The following is an 18,129-nucleotide window of genomic DNA, read 5'->3' as shown; positions in this document are numbered from 1 at the left end:
ACTACCCGCCCGTGGGCGAGTCGCTGCGCGGAGCGCTGCCCAGATGGACGCCGACCCGCTTGACCAGGAGCGTCATCTCGTAGGCGACCTGGCCGACGTCGGAGTCGGCGTCGGAGAACACGGCGAGGCAGCTGCCGTCACCGGCCGCGGTCACGAAGAGGAAGGCGTCGTCCAGCTCGACGACGGTCTGGCGGACGCTGCCCGCCTCGAAGTGGCGGCCCACGCCCTTGGCGAGGCTGTGGAAGCCGGACGCCACGGCGGCCAGGTGTTCGCTGTCCTCCCTGGTCAGGTCGGTGGACACGCCCATGGCCAGGCCGTCCCCGGACAGGACGACGGCCTTGCGGATGCTGGCCACCCGGTCGACCAGGTCGTCGAGGAGCCAGTTCAGCTCCTTCTTCCTGGTGTCCGTGTGGCCGGTCGCGTTCGATGCGGTCATCGACCGTCTCCCTCAGTCGTTCCTTGTGCTGTGCCGCTGTGGGCTCGGTCGCCCTCAGCGTTCTCCTCGCGGCCGCGCTCCCAGCCGCGCTGGAGCGAGGCCATCCGGGAGCGGACCTCGTCGGCGTCTCGAACGGCGGGCTCGAAGGTGTTCTCGGTACGCCGGTCGGGGTCGCGCCGCAGTTGCGGGGCCAGGTTGGCCTGGCGTACGCGCTTGGGCAGCGGCGTGGCGTTGTCGGGCGCCGGGTCGGCGGGGGCGGCGGCTGGGTGGGCGGCCGCCGCGCTGATCGGGTCGGGGGTGTCCGGGCCGGTCCGGGTCCGGCGCGGCAGCTCCGGGGGCGGCGCGTCGGTGCCGACGGGCGGGGTCTCGGGCCGCTCCGCGGTGGCGGTGCGGGCGGTCCGGGGCGTGGGGCGCCTGCCGGAGTCGCCGCGGCGGCGGGTGGGCAGCGGGGGCGGGCCGTCGGGTTCGGCGCCGACGGGTTCGCCGGGCGAGGCGACGGGTTCGCCGTGCGAGCTGACCAGTTTCGGCGGCTCGCGCCGGGGCGGCGGGATGAGCGCGGCCGGGTCGTGGAAGTCGGCGGGGGCGAGGCTGCGGGCGCGGAAGATGCCGCCGAGTTCGCTGTCGTCGTCCGCCAGCACGCTGGGGAACTCCTCGGCGGGGGCGTCGAGGGCGGGGCGGTCCAGGGTGGCGCCCAGTTCGGCCGGGTCGTCGCGCTCCGTGGGCCGGGCGGTGCCGCGTTCCCGGCTCCGCTGGGTCTCCTTGGACAGGTCGCCGAGCCGGATGCCGATGCCGTTGGTGTCGGGGGCGTCGTCGGTGAGCAGCGCGTCGGGGATGAGGACGACGGCGGTGGTGCCGCCGTACGGGGAGGGCTGGAGGGAGACGCGTACGTGCTGGCGGCGGGCGAGGCGGCTGACCACGAACAGGCCGAGCCGATCGGTGTCGGACAGCTCGAACTCGGGGGTCTCGGCGAGCCGGAGGTTGGCGTCGAGCAGCGCTTCGGCGGTCATGCCGAGGCCGCGGTCGTGGATCTCCAGGGCGAAGCCGTTGGCGACCCGCTCGCCCACCACCTGGACGTGGGTGTGCGGGGGCGAGAACAGGGTGGCGTTCTCCAGCAGTTCGGCCACGAGGTGGGTGAGGTCGGAGACGGCGGGGCCGATGACGGCCTCGCGGGGCAGCCGCCGTACCTCGACGCGCTCGTAGTCCTCCACCTCGGCGACGGAGGCGCGGACGACGTCCATGAGGCGTACCGGGCGGCGCCACTGCCGGGAGGGTGCGGCGCCGGAGAGGATGACCAGGCCCTCGGCGTGCCGCCGCATGCGGGTGGTGAGGTGGTCCAGCCGGAAGAGGTCGGCGAGTTCGTCGGTGTCCTCGGTGCGGCGTTCCATGGTGTCCAGCAGGGTGAGCTGCTTGTGCAGGAGCACCTGGCTGCGGCGGGCGAGGTTGACGAACACCTCGGAGACCCCGGCGCGCAGTTCGGACTGCTTCACCGCGGCCTCGACGGCGGCCCGCTGGAGGGTGTTGAGGGCGCGGCCGACCTCGCCGATCTCGTTCTGGTCGTACTCGGGGTGGGGCACCTCGCTCTCCACGTCGACCGGTTCGCCCGCGGAGAGGCGGCGCATCACGTGGGGCAGCCGTACCGCGGACGCCTCGTGCGCCTCCATCCGCAGCCGCTTCAGGTCGCGGATGAGGCGGCGGCCGACGCGCACGGACAGCACGAGGGAGACGAGGAGGGCGCCGAGGCCGAGGACGCCCGCGACGGCGGCCTGGGCGATGACACCGTAGGTGACGGGCCGTACCCGGTCGCGGAAGCGGGCCCCGGCCTGGTCCTCCATGGTGCCGAGGTCCTCGAGGACGCCTCCGGCGACGGCGTGCCAGCTGGCGGTGGTGACACCGCGCGGGATGCCCGCGCCGGTGTCGATGACGTCGCGCTCCGCCGTCCGCAGGGGTGCGGTGGCGGCGTTGCGCCAGTAACCGGCGTACCGGTCGCGTTCCGGGGCGGGCAGCAGGGGGAGGCTGACGTCGTAGAGCAGGGTGCGCTGGGCGACGAGGTCGGAGATCTCGCGGGCCTCCTCGCGGGAGAGGCTCCCGACCACCAGCGCGGAGCCGAGGATGGCGTCCTCGCGGGAGAGGAGTTCGCGGGCGCGGCCGGTGTTGACGAGGGCTCCGGCCTGCTTGTCCATCTCCACGTCGTCGACGCCGTCGACCGCGGCGATCAGGGCGTAGCAGGGGTCGACCAGCCGGTTGTAGAGGTCGAGGGCCCCGGCGCGGGTGATGGTGCGTTCCTCGACGCTGCGGCGCAGCGCTTCGAGGCCGCCGAGGGTGTCGAGCGCGGTGGTGAGGCGTTCGCCGTCCTCGCCGCGGACCGCGTCCCGCGTCTTCGGGTCGCGGGCGTTGGCGCGGAGGGCGGCGACGGCCTGGTCGGTGGCGGTGCGGGAGCGGTGCAGCGTGGCGAGGGCGTCGGCGGCGCGCGGGTCGGCGAGGTAGACGAGGCTCTGGCGGCGCTCGCGCTGGAGGTCGCGGACGGTGTCCTCGGTGGGGTGGCCGACGTCCCGCACGGCGCGTGAGACGCGCAGCAGTTGGGCGACCTCGCTGCCCGTGAGCACGGTGGCGAAGCCCCAGACCACGATCAGGGACACCAGCGGCACGAGAAGCAGCGCCACGATCTTCCGGCGGATCGACTTCCCGCGAAACCGCATGGCCTCCCCCAGCTGGACCCCGTCGGTCGGGGCACGTGTGTCCGACTCGGAACGGCGCGAGCCTACTACCGCCTCGCAGGTGACTCGAAGGCGCGTCTGATGCGTGAACTCCCTTGTGAGGGACGAGAGATGGCGAGTTGTCAGGGCATTGGGGGAGATTGCGGCCGTGAGGGGAGGGGTCCAGGGGAAGCGGGCCGAAACAGTACGGACACCGGTTGGCCGGAAATTTTCACAAGTCGGGAATCTTCGAGGCGCCTCGTGCGTCGTTCACATGGGGAGACGGGGACGGAATCGGCCATTGGAGCCGCATCCTTCACCCCGGCCGCGTAAAACAGCGCAAGCCGGGCAGCCACTGGGGAGCCGGGGCCTTCGGGTCGCGGGGCGAGCGGTGTGCCGGCGGTGGGGAGTGACACGGTGATGGGCACGGCGGAGCGGCGCGATGCGCCCGAGGTGAGCGTGGCGGAGCGCCCGGCGCGGATTCCGGACCAGGTGGGTCCGGAGCGCGGGATACCGGCGCGCACGCCGGGTGGCGCGAGAGCCGACCGGCAGTCGGCGTACCGGCCGCTGTGGGTGGAGGAGCCCGCGCGGCAGCGCCGGATGGCGGACCCGGTGCGTACGGCCGCGGTGCGTGCGGTGCTGATCATCGCGGTGACGCTGATCCAGGCGATGGTGGCGTTCCTGTGCACGCTGGCCGGGTCCTGGCTGGCGTTTCCCATGGTGATCAGCAGCGTGGCGAGCACGGTGGTGGCGACCTGGGCGGTGGTCGACGTATGGGTGACCCGCCAGGTGTGGAACCAGCGGTACGGCGTGGTCTCCGAGCCCAGCAGCACGGCCCGGCAGCTGCGCCGGGAGCGGCGGGCGGCGCGGCGGCGGGAGCGGGCCGAGCGGCGGGTCCAGGCGCGGATAGCCAGGCGGGGCGGCGCGAAGCGGCTGTCCCACCCCTGAGGTCCGGGTGGCCCGCTCGGGTCCGGGGCGCTCACCTCGTGGCGGTCTCCGCGGTGCTGCCGAGTTCGCGCCGGGCGCGGGTGAAGGGGCGGGGCCGGTCCACCGCGAGTACGGCGACGGTGTGGCCGTCGCGTTCGTAGCGGGCCAGGAACCCCGCCTCGCCCGGGCCCTCGTCGAGGAGTTCGCCCTCGGTGACGCGGACGGTGTCCCCGGCCCGGTACCGGCCCGCGAACTGGATGCGGGAGCCGTACTGGTCGGACCAGAAGTAGGGCACCGGCCGCGAAGTGGCGACGGTGCGTCCGGCGAGCAGGTTGGTCACGGCGACGCGGGGCTGCTCGGTGGCCGAGGTCCAGTGCTCGGCGCGGGTGCCCCCGGCGCGGGCGACATCGCCGACCGCGACCACCTGGGGCAGCGCCGTCGCGCATCCCTCGTCGCAGAGCACGCCGTCGCCCAGGGCGAGCGTCGAGCCCGCCAGCCAAGCGGTGTTCGGGACGGCGCCGATGCCGGTGATCACGATGTCGGCGGTGAGGGTGTGGCCGTCCGCCAGCTCCACGGCCGTGGCCGACCCGGTGCGCCGCAGGCTCGTCACCCCGGTGCCGGTGCGGAGCCGTACGCCGCCCCGGTGGTGCAGCGTGGCGCACACGGCGGCCATCTCGGGGCCGAGCTGGGGCAGCAGCGGCAGCGGGGCGGTTTCGACCACGGTGACGTCATGGCCGAGGGCGGCGCAGGACGCGGCGGTCTCGGCGCCGATGAAGCCTCCGCCGATCACGACGACCCGTCGTGGGCCCTCGGTGAGCCGGGCGCGCAGGGCGCGGGCGTCCTCCAGGGTGCGCAGGGTGTGGACGTCGGCGGGGGCTCCGGGCAGGCGGCGGGCCGTGGCGCCGGTGGCGATGACGAGCCCGTCCGTGGTGAGGGTGCGGCCGTCCGCCAGCAGGACGGTGCGGGCCCGGGTGTCGAGTCCGCGCGCGCGGACGCCGAGCAGCCATTCGGCGTCGAGTTCGGCGGTCTCCTCGGCGTCCGTCAGGGCGAGTCGGTCCTCGTCCGTCCGGCCGGTGAGGAAGTCCTTGGAGAGGGGCGGGCGGTCGTAGGGCGGGTGCGGTTCGTCGCCGACGACGACCAGTCGGCCGTCGTAGCCCTGGGCGCGCAGCTCGCGTGCCGCGTACAGCCCGGCGAGGGAGGCGCCGACGATGGTCACGGTCCTCATGTGCGGTGACTCCTTGTCCGCGGGGGCGCGTTCAGGCGGCTGTTCCTTCACTTCCCTCGCGCACCGTGACCTGGACGTGGATCACGCCGTCGTCCACGGTGACGAGGTGGGTGCGCAGGGCGTTCCGGGCCGGGAGACAGGTCGGGGTGCCGGTGCGCAGGTCGAACGAGGCGGCGTGCAGGGGGCATTCGATCAGACAGCCCTCCAGCCAGCCCTCGGAGAGCGAGGCGTCCTGGTGGGTGCAGGTGTCGTCGACGGCGTACAGGGAGCCGTCGTCGGTGCGGAACACCGCGATCGGCGGGGCGGTGTCGATCCGGACGGACTCGCCCTCGGGAAGGTCTTCGAGGCGGCAGACGGGAATCACGGGTCCCCCCTCTCGGTCCGGGACGCTCGGTCCGGACCGGATAGGCGCAGACGGCAGGGATACGAGGGTGACGATCGGGGTGTGGCACGAGGCGGACCGGGCAGGTCCAGAAGATCCGCACCCCTTACGGGACACGGACTCTTCGGTAACATGATGTTCCGCATGGCGCACGAACTGGCGCTGTGCGCAACAGAATCCGCGCGGGACGACCGTCGCGTCAAGGGCTTCCCGCAGATGCGGCCCGAACCGGGCTGCCAGATGGGGAGAGTCGAGCCATGAGCCGCACGCAGAAGCGGGCCGACCCCGGCGGGACGACCAGCGAGAACGACGATTCCACGGAGCGCGGCAGAGGTCGCGGCGCGGCTGGTTCCGTGCAGTCGGTGGACCGCGCGGTGAGCGTGCTGGAGATCCTCGCCCGGCACGGCGAGGCGGGCGTCACCGAGATCGCCGACGAGCTGGACGTGCACAAGTCCACGGCGTTCCGGCTGCTCGGCGTCCTGGAGAACCGGGGCCTGGTGACCCAGACCGGCGACCGCGGCAAGTACTACCTGGGGGCCGGGGTGCTGCGCCTGGCGGGCGCGGCGGCGGGGCGGCTGGACATCTCCCAGGAGGGCGTGCCGGTCTGCCGCGAGGCCGCCGACGAACTCGGCGAGACCGTGAACATCGCGGTGCTCGACGACGACGCCGCCGTCAATGTCATGCAGGCCCGCGGCACCGCCTCCGTGTCCGCGCAGAACTGGCTCGGCAGGCGCACCCCGCTGCACGCCACCTCCAGCGGCAAGGTGCTGCTCGCGCACATGCCGCTCACCCTGCGCGAGGGCTTCCTCGCCCGGCCGCTGCCCCGGCTCACCGAGCGCACGGTCACCGGGGCCGCGCTGCTGCGGACCGAGCTGGAGACCGTGCTGGCGCGGGGATACGCCCTGACCACCGACGAGTTGGAGCTGGGCCTCGCGGCCGCCGCCGCGCCGATCCGGGCGCACGACGGCAACGTGATCGCGGCGATCAGCGTGTCCGGTCCGGTGTACCGGCTGGGCCCGGAGCGGCTGTCGGTGGTGGCGAAGCGGATGGTGGCGGCGGGCGAGGAGCTGTCCCGGCGGATGGGCTACGGCTTCTGACGGAAGGGCCGGGCGGCCGTGTGTCGGGGCGGTTTCGGCGGCCCGGATTCGTTTACCAAGGGTTGACGCGCACCTCTTGACGGTGCGTCGGCCGCGTTCTCACTATGTTCCTCACCACGCAACACATCGTGCATTGCGCAACGGCAGCCCGAGACACCCGGTCCCCCGTCCTCGCCCGTACAAGGAGGGGCATGTCCGCCACGCCCGAAGAACGCACGCACCCGTCCCCCGAGAACTCCCCACGCGTCGTCATCGTCGGCGCCGGAATCGTCGGCTGTTCCCTCGCCGACGAGCTGACCGCCCGCGGCTGGACGGACGTCACCGTCCTCGAACAGGGCCCGCTGCCCGCCCCCGGCGGCTCCACCTCCCACGCGCCGGGGCTCGTCTTCCGCACCAGCCCCTCGAAGACGCTGACCGAGTTCGCCCGGTACACCGTCGGGAAGTTCGGCTCGCTCAGCCACGACGGCACCCCCTGCTTCGAGCCGGTCGGCGGTCTGGAGCTGGCCACCACCCCCGAACGCCTCGCCGACCTGCACCGCAGGGCCGGACTCGCCGCCGCCTGGGGCGTGGACGGCGAGGTGGTGAGCGGCGCCCGCTGCAAGGAACTCTGGCCGCTGCTGGACGAGTCGATGGTGCTGGGCGGCTTCCACACCCCCGGCGACGGGCTGGCCCGCGCCCTGCCCGCGTGCCGTGCCCAGCTCGACCGGGCCGCCGCGCGGGGTGCCCGGTTCCTCGACCGGCACACCGTCACCGGCATCGAGCGGGCGGACGGCCGGGTCACCGGTGTCGTCACCGACCGGGGCGTCTTCCCCGCCGACCACGTCGTCTCGGCGGCGGGCTTCTGGGGGCCGGTGATCGGCCGGATGGCCGGGATCGACGTGCCGTTGCAGCCGCTGGCGCACCAGTACGCGCGGACCCGGCCGCTGCCCGCGCTGGGCGGGGCGTCCCGCGAGGCGACCCTGCCCATCCTCCGCTTCCAGGACGCCGACCTGTACTTCCGGGAGCACCACGACCGGATCGGCATCGGCTCGTACGCGCACCGGCCGCTGCCCGTGGACCCGTTCGGTGTGCCCTCGTACGACGGGGCGCGGGCACGGGGCATGGAGATGCCGTCCTCGTATCCCTTCACCGAGGAGGACTGGGCGCCGAGTTGGGCCGATGCCCAGCGGCTGCTGCCCGCGTTGCGCGCAGCGGAGGTGGAGAGCGGGTTCAACGGGGTCTTCTCGTTCACCCCCGACGGCATGCCGCTGCTCGGGGAGGCCCGTGAACTGCGCGGTTTCTGGCTGGCCGAGGCGGTGTGGGTCACGCACTCCGCGGGTGTGGCCCGGGCGGTGGCCGAATGGATGGTTGACGGCCGTCCGTCGATCGACGTGCATGACTGCGATGTCACGCGATTCGAGGAAGCGCAGCGTTCACCCGCGTATGTCCGTGAACGCGGTTCACAGCAGTTCGTCGAGGTGTACGACGTCATCCATCCGCTCCAGCCGCTGGAGCGGCCACGCCCGCTGCGCGTCAGCCCCTTCCACGCCCGGCAGGAACGGCTCGGCGCCCACTTCCTGGAGGGCGGCGGCTGGGAGCGCCCGCACTGGTACGAGGCGAACGCCCCGCTGGCGGCGTCCCTCGGCGTGGACCTGCCCGAGCGCGACCCCTGGTCGGCCCGCCACTGGTCCCCCGTCGCCGCCGCCGAAGCCCGCGCCACCCGCGAGCGCGTCGCCCTCTACGACATGACCCCGCTGCGCCGCCTGGAGGTGACCGGCCCCGGCGCCCTGGACTTCCTCGACCGCATGACCACCAACAAGCTCCGCAAGAAGCCCGGCGCTGTCACCTACACCCTCCTGCTGGACGAGACCGGGGGCATCCGCTCCGACCTCACCGTGGCCCGGCTGGCCGAGGACCACTTCCAGGTGGGCGCCAACTCCCCCGCCGACCTCGACCACCTCCTCCGGCACGCCCCGGCAGGGGGCCCCTCCCGCTCGAGCGAAGCCGAGAGTGGGGGAGTACACATCCGGGACATCACCTCCGGCACCTGCTGCATCGGCGTCTGGGGACCGCTGGCCCGCGCACTCGTCCAGCCGCTCACCGCCGACGACTTCTCCCACGAGGGCTTCGGCTACTTCCGGGCCAAGCGAACCCACCTCGGGCATGTCCCCGTCACCGCGATGCGGCTGAGCTACGTCGGCGAGCTGGGCTGGGAGCTGTACACCACCGCCGACCTGGGCCTCCGCCTCTGGGACACGCTGTGGGAGGCGGGCCGGGAGCTGGGGGTGATCGCGGCCGGACGCTCCGCGTTCAACTCGCTTCGGCTGGAGAAGGGCTACCGCGCCTGGGGCACCGACATGACCGCCGAGCACACCCCGGCCGAGGCGGGCGTCGGCTTCGCCGTCCGAATGGACAAGGGCGACTTCGTCGGCCGGGACGCCCTGCGCGACCGCCCCGAGCCGACCCGCCGCCTGACCCCGCTGCTGCTGGACGACCCGGCCGCCGTGGTACTCGGCAAAGAACCGGTGTCGGTGGACGGCACCACGGCGGGCTACGTGACCAGCGCGGCCTACGGCTACACGCTGGGCCGGTGCGTCGCCTACGCGTGGCTCCCGGCGGGCCTCGCCCCCGGCACCGGCACGCACATCGAGTACTTCGGCGAGAAGGTCCCCGCGACCGTCGCCGAGGAGCCGCTGTTCGACCCGGAGATGACCCGCATCCGCCGCTGACCGCTCCCACCCCAGGAGGTCCGCAGAAGTGTCCCCCACCTACGACGTGATCGTCATCGGGCTAGGCGGCATGGGCAGCGCCGCCGCCCACCACCTCTCCGCGCGCGGGGCCCGGGTGCTCGGGCTGGAGAAGTTCGGCCCTGTGCACGACCGGGGCTCCAGCCACGGCGGTTCCCGCGTCACCCGGCAGTCCTACTTCGAGGACCCGGCGTACGTACCCCTGCTGCTGAGGGCCTACGAGCTGTACGAGGAACTGGAGCGGGCCACCGGTCGGGACGTCGCCGTCCTGTGCGGCGGCGCGATGGTCGGCCCACCGGACTCCCGTACCGTCTCCGGCTCACTGCGCTCGGCCACCGAGTGGGACCTGCCCCACGAGATGCTGGACGCCAAGGAGATCCGCCGCCGCTTCCCCACCCTCACCCCGGCCGACGACGAGGTCGCCCTGTTCGAGGCGAAGGCGGGCCTGCTGCGCCCGGAGAACATGGTCGCCGCCCATCTCCAGCTGGCCACCCGGCAGGGCGCGGAGCTGCGCTTCGAGGAACCGGTGGTGCGCTGGGAGCCGTACCGGGACGGGGTGCGGGTGCACACCGGCGAGAACACGTACACCGCCGGGCAGCTGGTGATCTGCCCCGGCGCCTGGGCGCCCCGGCTGCTCGCGGACATCGGGGTGCCGATCACCGTGGAACGGCAGGTCATGTACTGGTTCCAGCCGACGGGCGGCACCGGGCCGTTTGAGCCGGAGCGTCATCCCGTCTACATCTGGGAGGACGCGGACGGCGTCCAGGTGTACGGCTTCCCCGCGATCGACGGCCCCGAGAAGGGCGCCAAGGTCGCCTTCTTCCGCAAGGGGCAGGTCACCACGCCGGAGACCATCGACCGGACCGTGCACGAGCACGAGGTCCGGGCCATGGCGGACCACATGTCCGCGCTGATCCCGGACCTGCCCGGCACCTTCCTGAAGGCCGCCACCTGCATGTACTCCAACACCCCGGACGAGCACTTCGTGATCGCCCGGCACCCCGCGCACCCGGAGTCGGTCACCGTGGCCTGCGGTTTCTCCGGGCACGGCTTCAAGTTCGTGCCGGTCGTCGGCGAGATCCTGGCCGACCTCGCGCTGACGGGTTCCACCGCGCACCCGACCGGCCTGTTCGACCCCGCCCGTCTCACCGCCCCGGCCGCCCGAGGAGCCCAGCCATGACGACGACCCCGGTGTCCCCCAGCCTGATCGCCACCCTCCCCGGCCGCTACTACACCGACCCCGAGGTCTTCCGGCGCGAGCAGGAGGCGCTGCTGGAGTCGATGTGGTTCTGCGCCGTGCGCGGCGCCGACCTGGACCGGCCCGGCGCGTTCCGTACGGTCCAGGTCGGCCGGGAGAGCGTGCTCGTCACCCGCGACCGCACCGGCACGCTGCGGGCCTTCCTCAACGTCTGCCGCCACCGGGGTGCCCGGCTGTGCACCGAGGAGTCCGGCGAGGTCCGCCGCAGCCTGCAATGCCCGTACCACGCCTGGACGTACGGGCTCGACGGCAAGCTGGTCGCCGCGCCCAACCTGACGAAGATGCCGGACGTGGACCGCGACCGGTACGGGCTGATCAAGGTCGCGCTGCGCGAATGGCTGGGCTACGCCTGGGTGTGCCTGGCCGACGCACCGCCCTCCTTCGAGGAGACCGTCCAGCACGCGGCCGTGGAGCGCCTCGGCGACCCGGCGGCCATCGAGCACTACGGCACCGAGCACCTGGCCCTCGGCAAACGGATCACCTACGACGTGCGGGCCAACTGGAAGCTGATCGTCGAGAACTTCATGGAGTGCTACCACTGCGCCACCATCCACCCCGAACTCACCGAGGTGCTCCCGGAGTTCGCGGACGGCTACGCGGCCCAGTACTACGTGGGCCACGGCGCGGAGTTCGGCGCGGGCGTGGAGGGGTTCACGGTGGACGGCAGCGCGGGATTCGGCCGGCTCCCGGAGGTGGCCGAGGAGCAGGACCGGCGCTACTACGCGATCACGGTCCGGCCCAACGTCTTCGTCAACCTCGTCCCCGACCACGTCATCCTGCACCGCATGTTCCCGCTGGCCGAGGACCGCACGGTGGTGGAGTGCGACTGGCTGTACGCGCCCGAGGTGGTGGCATCCGGGGCCGATGTGTCGAAGTCGGCGGAGCTGTTCCACCGGGTCAACGTCCAGGACTTCGAGGCGTGCGAGCGCACCCAGCCCGCGATGTCCTCGCGCGCCTATCGCGGGGGCGGGGTGCTGGTGCCGACCGAGCACCACATCGGGGCGTTCCACGGGTGGCTGCTGGAGAAGCTGGGCGAACAGGCTCCGTGAGGGCCGAAGCGGGGTAGGACACGGCCGCCCCCGTTTCCCCCTGCCCCCAGGAGTCACACCGATGACCAAGGCAGCACCACCGTCAGGTACGCACGGGCACGACGACAGCGAACTCGCGGAGTTCGGGTACCGGCCCGAACTCAAGCGCACGCTGGGCAACTTCCACACCTTCGCGGCCGGGATCAGCTACATCTCGATCCTGACCGGCACCTTCCAGCTGTTCTACTTCGGCTACGGCAGCGGTGGCCCCGCCTACTGGTGGTCGTGGCCGATGGTGTTCGTCGGCCAGTTCGCGGTGGCCCTCTGTTTCGCGGAGCTGGCGGCCCGCCATCCGGTGGCGGGCTCGGTCTACAACTGGTCGAAGCGGATAGGCAATCCGCACCTGGGCTGGCTGGCCGGGTGGATGATGCTGGTCGCGTCCATCGTGTCGATCGCGGCGGTGGCGCTCGCCTACCAGCTGACGCTGCCGCAGATCTCGTCCGCCTTCCAGTTCGTCGGGGACGGCACCGGCACCTACGACGTGGCGACCAACGCGGTGGTGCTGGCCACGGTGTTGATCCTGTTCACCACGCTGGTCAACGCCTTCGGGGTGAAGCTGATGGCCCGGATCAACACCGCGGGGGTGTTCATCGAGCTGGTCGCCAGTGTGGTGCTGATCGTCATGCTGGCCGTCCACATCACCCGGGGCCCGCAGGTCGTGCTGGAGACCAACGGCACGGGCGCGGGCCACGGCTCCGGTTATCTCGGCGCGTTCCTGGTGGCGTCGCTGGCGTCGGCGTACGTGATGTACGGCTTCGACACGGCCGCCTCGCTCGGCGAGGAGTCGCTGAACCCGTCCCGGAACGCGCCCCGCGCCATCCTGCGGGCGATCATCGCCTCCTTCGTGCTGGGCGGTCTGGTGCTGCTGCTGGCGCTGATGAGCGTCTCCAGCCTCAAGGGCGAGAAGCTCTCCACAGACGGCCTCCAGTACGTGGTGCTGGACGTGCTCGGTCCGACGGCGGGCAAGGGGATGCTGTGGTGCGTGCTGATCGCGGTCACGGTGTGCGCGCTGGCCGTGCACACGGCGGCGATCCGGCTGGCGTTCGCCATGGCACGGGACAACAACCTGCCCGCCTCCTCGGTGCTGGCCCGGGTGAGCCCGCGGTTCCGGACCCCGGTGGTGCCCGCGGTGGTGATCGGGGTGCTGGCGCTGGCGATCCTGGTGGTCAACATCCGCCAGCCGCAGATCTTCACCGTGGTGACCAGCATCGGCATCATCATGATCTACCTGGCCTACCTGGGCGTGACCGCGCCGATGCTGGTGGCACGGCTGCGCGGCCGGTGGACCCCGGCCGGTGAGGGGCGGTTCTCGCTGGGCCGCTGGGGGCTGGTCGTCAACGTGGTCGCGGTGGTGTGGGGCGCGGGGATGACGGTCAACCTGATCTGGCCGCGCGCGGCGGTGTACAACGCGAGCGCGCCCTACCACTGGTATCTGCGGTGGGGCGCGGTGCTGTTCGTCGCGGTGATCGCGGGCGGCGGCTTCGCGTACTACTGGTTCATCCAGCGGCACCGGACGGGGGTGCTGGCGGAACACCGGCTGGAGACACCTGTGCCCGCCGCCACGTCCGACTGAACAGGGGCGCGGGGAACTGCGCGACCGGCCCCCACCGGCCCGCGGCTTCCCCACAGCCTCCTACGACACGCCCGCCGACGGCCTCTTGTACATCCGGGTCGCGGTGATCTCGCTGCGCACCGTGTCCCCGTCCTGCCGCTGCTGCGGCAGGCCGGGCCGGAGGTGCTCCTCCACGCTGATGTACTTCAGCCCGGCCCGGAGGTCGGCGTCGTTGCGCAGCCGGATGACGAGCGGGAACTCGGCCAGCGCGGTGGTGTCGAACAGGCCAGTGGTGTACAGCAGTTGGACGCCGAGCGCGTCGGACACGGCCCGCTGGAGCTCCAGCAGATAGGTCGCGTTGGCGCGGCCGATGGGGTTGTCCAGGAACAGCGTGCCCGCGTGCCGGTGCTTGTCGCGGCCCCGGTCGTTGGAGCGCAGGGCGGCCATCGTGCAGTACAGCGCGATGGCGGCGGTGAGCAGCTGGCCACCGGAGAACACGTCGCCCATCTGCCCGACCGGGACCCGCTCGGCGCGCAGCACCGCGTCCGGCTTGAGGATCTCCACCGCGACGCCCTTGGGCTGCAGCGCGGCCGCGACCCCGCGCAGCAGCAGGGACATGCCGTCCCGGCGCAGGTCGGAGTTCTTCTTGACGGCGGCCCGGGTGGCCTCGTCGATGACCTCGCCGAGCCGCTCGGTGAGGGTGGCCTGGTCGGGCTCCTCGAAGCGGATGCGCAGGAACTCCTGCCCGGACCACTCGCCGAGCCCCTCGGGCAGCCGGGAGAGCCGCTGGGCGGAACGCAGGGTGGCGAGGGAGGACTCGACCAGGCCGCGAAGCCGGTCCACGATCGAGTCGCGGTTGCGCTCCAGCTGGGCCAGCTCGTCGGTGAGGACGCGCAGCCGGGGTGCGAAAGCGTCGGCCCACTTCTGGGCGTGCTCGGGCAGCGCGGCTGCGGGCAGTTCGCGGATCTGCTGCCGGGCCGGGGTGCGGACCTGCTCGTAGCGGGTGGAGTTGGCGTGCCGGACCAGGATGTCACTGGCCTCGCGGACGGCGGTGTCGGCGGTGGAGAGGTCGGCGGCGCAGCCGCGCAGCGAGCGGCGGGCCTCGGCGGCCGACTGCCGGGCCTCCTCGAGGGTGCCGGAGTACGGCTCGGGGTCCTCCCGCTCGGCCCCTTCGTCCTGGGCCGCCGGTTCGCGCAGCTGGTCGCGGAGCATCGCCGCGATCTCGTCGAAGCCGCCCGCGCCGTCCTCGGCGGCCCGGTGGGCCTGCTGGAGTTCGGTGTGGGCGTCGCGGGCCTCGGTCAGCGCCTCGGTGCGGGTGGCGAGTTCGGCGGTGGCGGTGCGCAGCAGGCTCTGGGCGTGCTCGGCGTCGCGCGGCCGCAGGTCCTCGGGCAGCTCGGTGTGGGCGTCGCCGTCCTCGGGGGCGTGCCGTTCGGCCTCGCCGCGCAGTCGGCCGAGCTGTTCGCTCGCGGTCGACATGCGGGTCTCCAGCAGCTGCACCAGTTCCTCGGCGCGGGCGGCAGCCGACTGCCGGGAGGGCCCGTCGGAGCCGTCGGTCGACTCGAGGAGCTGTTCGGCTCGGGTGCGGACCTTGTTGCTGAGCCGGTCGAGGTCGGCGCGGGCGCCGCTCTCGTCGCTCTCGGCGCGGGCCTGTTCGGCACGCAGGTCGGCGCCGACGCCGACCTTCTCGTACACCTGGGAGGCGGCCCGGTACGCCTCGCGGAGCGCGGGCAGGGACGACTTCGGGGCGCCGCCCTCCGCTTCGGGCACGTCGTCCGGGGCGCCCGCGATCTCGGCGCGCTCGGCACGCAGGGCGCGGGCGGTGCGGCGGGCGTCGTCGGCGGCGCGCTGGGTGGCGCGGCGGTCCTCGTCGGCGGCGCGGGCGCGTTCCAGGCAGGACTGGGTAAGGGCCTCGGACTCGGCGGCGTCGTCGGCGAGTTCGCGGAGCTTGACCTGCCAGGTGGCGCGTTCGCGCAGCCGGTGCGCGAGTCCGGCGAGGGCGTCCGCGACCCGGCTGGCGCGCTGGGCGGACTCCTGGCGTTCGTCGCGCAGCCGGGTGGCCTCGGCGGCGGTCTCCTCGGCCTCCGCGCGGGCGGTGCGGGTCTCGGTGAGTTCGGCCTCGGTCTCCTCGGCGAAGGTGCGGGCCTCCTCGGCTCCGGCGGCGAGTTCGACGATCCGTCCGGCGGGGCAGCCGGTGCGCCAGGAGGCGAGGCGGGCGGCGAGTTCGCGGTCCTTGCCGAGGCGGGCGGCGAGCGTCCGGATCTCGTCGTCGCGTTCGGTGGCCCGGGCGCGCAGGGCCTGGCGTTCCTCGTCGGCGGCGTGTTCGTCGTGCATGGCCGGGTTCGGCGGCACGAGAAAGACGTCGGTGGGCTGCGCCTCGGCGGCGGGGGCCGGGGCGAGGAGGGCGGCTGCGGTGCCGACGGCGACGGCGGAGCGGGGCAGCAGGGCCGCCTCGCCGAGGGCCTCGCGGGCGCGGGCGTGGGTGTCCGGGTCGGTGATGATCACACCGTCGACCAGTTCGGGGCGGGTGGCGAGCACGCGCGCGTGGTCGGCGGGGTCGACGGCCTGGGCCAGGTAGCGCCAGCCGGGCAGGGCGGGGATGCCGTGCTCGCCCAGGTACTCCACGGTGGCCAGCACGTCGGGGCCGGGCGGCAGCAGGCCGCCGTCGCCGAGCGCGGAGAGGATGCGGGTGTCGTCGGCGGCGGCGGTGCGCAGGTCGAACAGGGTGCGCTCGGCGGCGGACACGGCGTCGTCCAGGAGGCCGCGCAACTCGTCGGCGTAGCGGTCCAACTCCTCGGCGGTGAGCGGGCCTTCGGCGGCGCTGTCGCGTACGGGCTCACCGGAGTCGGAGCCGTCGCGCGGGGCCGGGATGGCCGAGCGCGTGGCACCGGCGGCGGGCAGGCTGAGGAGTTCCGCGAGCCGCTCCTCGGCGGCGAGCGCCTCCGCGAGACGGCGTTCGGCCTCGTGGGCGCGTTCGGCGGCGGTGGCGGCGTCGGCCGCGCGGGCGGCGGTGAGTTCGGCGCGGGACTCGGCGGCGGCCGTCTCGCGGGCGTGCTCGACGGCCGCGCGGGCCGCCTCCCGGGCGGTGTCCCAGGCGGCGACGGCCGTCTTCTCGGCGTCGCTGGCGGCGAGCGCGGCCCGCGCGGGGTCGGCGTCGGGGGCGCTGTCGTCCAGCCAGCCCGCGCGGACGGCCTCGGCCGTCTCCTGCTCGACCTCGGTGAGGCGCTGGCGCAGGTGCCCGATCTCGCTGCGGGCCCGCTGGGCGTCGGTGGCGGCGGAGGTGGAGTCGCGGTAGGCGGCGTCGCTGACCTCCTGGAGGGCGGCGGAGCGCTCCTCCTCCTCGTTGGCGAGCGCCTCGGCGTTCCCGGCGGCGGCGTGCAGGGCGCGTACGAGGTCGACGGCGGCCTTCGCGCGGGCGGCGAGCGCGGGCGCAGCGTCCCGCTCGGCCTCCTGGATGGCGGCGGAGACGCGGGCCACGCGGTCGGCGGCGGCGCGGTGCCGCAGTACGGCCTCGGCGGCCTGCCAGGCGGAGTACAGGGTGCGGGCGTCGGCCAGCTCGCGCTTCTGTGCGGCGGCGGCCTTCTCGGCGGCGGCGAGCGCCAACGAGGCGTGCCGGTAGGCGAGTTCGGCCGCGACCAGTGCGCTGCGCTCGCGGGCGCCCTCGGAGTGGGTGACGGCGTAGGCGGCGGCGGTGACCCGCTGGGCGAGGTCGGAGGCGCGGACCCGCTCGCGCACGCCCCGCGCGGACAGCCGCCGGGCCAGGGTGCGGGTACGGCGCTCGGCGCCGGTGTGCACCTCCCGCGCGCGGGTGCGGGCGTCGGCCGCGTCGACGATCCGGCCGAGCAGGTCGACCGAGCCCGCCGTGAAGTCCCGTTCCGCGATGAGTTCGGCGCGGCGGCCCAGCTTGTTGCCGAACCCGCTGACCAGGTCGGCGAGACCGTCGGTGTCGCGGGTGTCGGTGACGGCGCGCAGCAGCAGGTCGGTGAAGTCGGAGTCCTTCTTGACCGCGAAGAGACCGGCGGCCTCGCCCTCGTCGGCGTTCATCTCCCGCTGGTAGCGGAAGAGTTCGGGGTCGAGGCCCAGGTCGCCGAGGTGCTCGGTCCAGCGCTCGTGGGTCTCCTCCCAGTGCGCCTCCAGGTGCGGGTAGTTCTTGCCCGCCTCGGTGAGGGCGTCCCGGAAGCCCTTCATGGTCCGGCGGCGGCCCTGCGCCCCGGAGGCGCCCTCCACCAGCGGCCGTACGGCGGTGGCCTCCGCGACCGGGAGGTTGTCCAGGCTCAGACCGGGGCCGGGCCGGAACGAGTACCAGGCTTCGGCGAACTTGCGCGGGTCGTTGGAGACCTGACGGCCCCGCCACTCGCTGACCTTGCCGACGACCACGCACTCGCCGGTCTGCACGTGCTGCCACTCCAGCGCGACGTGCCCGCAGTCGTCGGCGAGCAGGAACTTGCGCAGCACGCCGGAGCTGGCGCCGCCGAGCGTGTTGCGGTGGCCGGGGAGCATCACCGAGAAGATCAGCTTGAGCAGGACGGACTTGCCGCCGCCGTTCTCCAGGAACAGCACACCGGCGGGCGCGGGTCGGCGGGGCGGGCCGACCGGCTCCTCCTCGAAGAACTCCGCCTGCGTGGGCGCCGGATCGGGCACGGGGGCGCCCACGCCGCGCATGTCGAGCACGGTGTCGGCGTAGCGCGCGCCGGCGGGCCCGATGGAGTAGAGGCGGACGCGGGACAGCTCGTACATGGCGGACTCTC

At 73.6% G+C, this 18,129-nt stretch carries 11 protein-coding genes; 6 read left to right on the top strand and 5 right to left on the bottom strand.

The features are described from left to right. Nucleotide 1 precedes the first annotated feature (1 nt). Both ACI2LY_RS29965 and ACI2LY_RS29960 read right to left on the bottom strand, forming a co-directional pair. Nucleotides 2-436 (bottom strand): roadblock/LC7 domain-containing protein, encoded by a 435-nt coding sequence (locus tag ACI2LY_RS29965; RefSeq protein ID WP_389004511.1) that lies wholly within the window; start codon nt 434-436, stop codon nt 2-4. Continuing rightward, nucleotides 433-3,132: a nitrate- and nitrite sensing domain-containing protein gene (locus tag ACI2LY_RS29960; protein ID WP_404709844.1), complete on the bottom strand. Its 2,700-nt coding sequence runs from the start codon at nt 3,130-3,132 to the stop codon at nt 433-435. Before ACI2LY_RS29960 ends, ACI2LY_RS29965 begins: the two co-directional genes overlap by 4 nt. A gap of 417 nt (nt 3,133-3,549) precedes the next feature. On the opposite strand from ACI2LY_RS29960, the gene ACI2LY_RS29955 reads away from it, so the two are divergent. Continuing rightward, on the top strand, nt 3,550-4,077 hold the full coding sequence (locus tag ACI2LY_RS29955) for a hypothetical protein (protein ID WP_404709869.1): 528 nt from the start codon (nt 3,550-3,552) through the stop codon (nt 4,075-4,077). 31 nt (nt 4,078-4,108) lie between these two features. On the opposite strand, the gene ACI2LY_RS29950 is transcribed toward ACI2LY_RS29955, so the two are convergent. Next, nucleotides 4,109-5,281 (bottom strand): NAD(P)/FAD-dependent oxidoreductase, encoded by a 1,173-nt coding sequence (locus ACI2LY_RS29950; protein WP_404709843.1) that lies wholly within the window; start codon nt 5,279-5,281, stop codon nt 4,109-4,111. Between the two features lie 31 nt (nt 5,282-5,312). Further along, on the bottom strand, nt 5,313-5,645 hold the full coding sequence (locus ACI2LY_RS29945; RefSeq protein ID WP_404709842.1) for a bifunctional 3-phenylpropionate/cinnamic acid dioxygenase ferredoxin subunit: 333 nt from the start codon (nt 5,643-5,645) through the stop codon (nt 5,313-5,315). A 371-nt stretch (nt 5,646-6,016) separates the two neighbouring features. Between ACI2LY_RS29945 and ACI2LY_RS29940 the strand changes: the two genes are divergently transcribed. The 5 genes from ACI2LY_RS29940 (at nt 6,017) to ACI2LY_RS29920 (ending at nt 13,405) form a co-directional block, all read left to right on the top strand. Further along, a complete protein-coding gene (locus tag ACI2LY_RS29940; protein ID WP_393915528.1) occupies nt 6,017-6,760 on the top strand; it encodes an IclR family transcriptional regulator in 744 nt (247 codons plus the stop codon). 191 nt (nt 6,761-6,951) lie between these two features. Continuing rightward, a complete protein-coding gene (locus ACI2LY_RS29935; protein WP_404709841.1) occupies nt 6,952-9,468 on the top strand; it encodes an FAD-dependent oxidoreductase in 2,517 nt (838 codons plus the stop codon). Nucleotides 9,469-9,496: 28 nt separating this feature from the next. Further along, nucleotides 9,497-10,666: an N-methyl-L-tryptophan oxidase gene (gene solA, locus ACI2LY_RS29930; protein ID WP_404709840.1), complete on the top strand. Its 1,170-nt coding sequence runs from the start codon at nt 9,497-9,499 to the stop codon at nt 10,664-10,666. Continuing rightward, nucleotides 10,663-11,793 (top strand): aromatic ring-hydroxylating dioxygenase subunit alpha, encoded by a 1,131-nt coding sequence (locus ACI2LY_RS29925; RefSeq protein WP_404709839.1) that lies wholly within the window; start codon nt 10,663-10,665, stop codon nt 11,791-11,793. The genes solA and ACI2LY_RS29925 overlap by 4 nt, the downstream gene beginning before the upstream one ends. Before the next feature lie 61 nt (nt 11,794-11,854). Next, nucleotides 11,855-13,405 carry an APC family permease gene (locus tag ACI2LY_RS29920; protein ID WP_404709838.1) on the top strand — a complete coding sequence of 517 codons (1,551 nt, stop codon included), beginning with the start codon at nt 11,855-11,857 and terminating at the stop codon, nt 13,403-13,405. Between the two features lie 60 nt (nt 13,406-13,465). On the opposite strand, the gene ACI2LY_RS29915 is transcribed toward ACI2LY_RS29920, so the two are convergent. Beyond that, nucleotides 13,466-18,118 (bottom strand): hypothetical protein, encoded by a 4,653-nt coding sequence (locus ACI2LY_RS29915; protein ID WP_404709837.1) that lies wholly within the window; start codon nt 18,116-18,118, stop codon nt 13,466-13,468. Nucleotides 18,119-18,129: the final 11 nt, after the last annotated feature.

The organism is Streptomyces sp. NPDC002176, from assembly GCF_044903645.1.
Taxonomy (GTDB): domain Bacteria; phylum Actinomycetota; class Actinomycetes; order Streptomycetales; family Streptomycetaceae; genus Streptomyces.
Note: the sequence above shows the minus strand (reverse complement) of the source record. Positions and strands in the feature narration are given on the sequence as shown.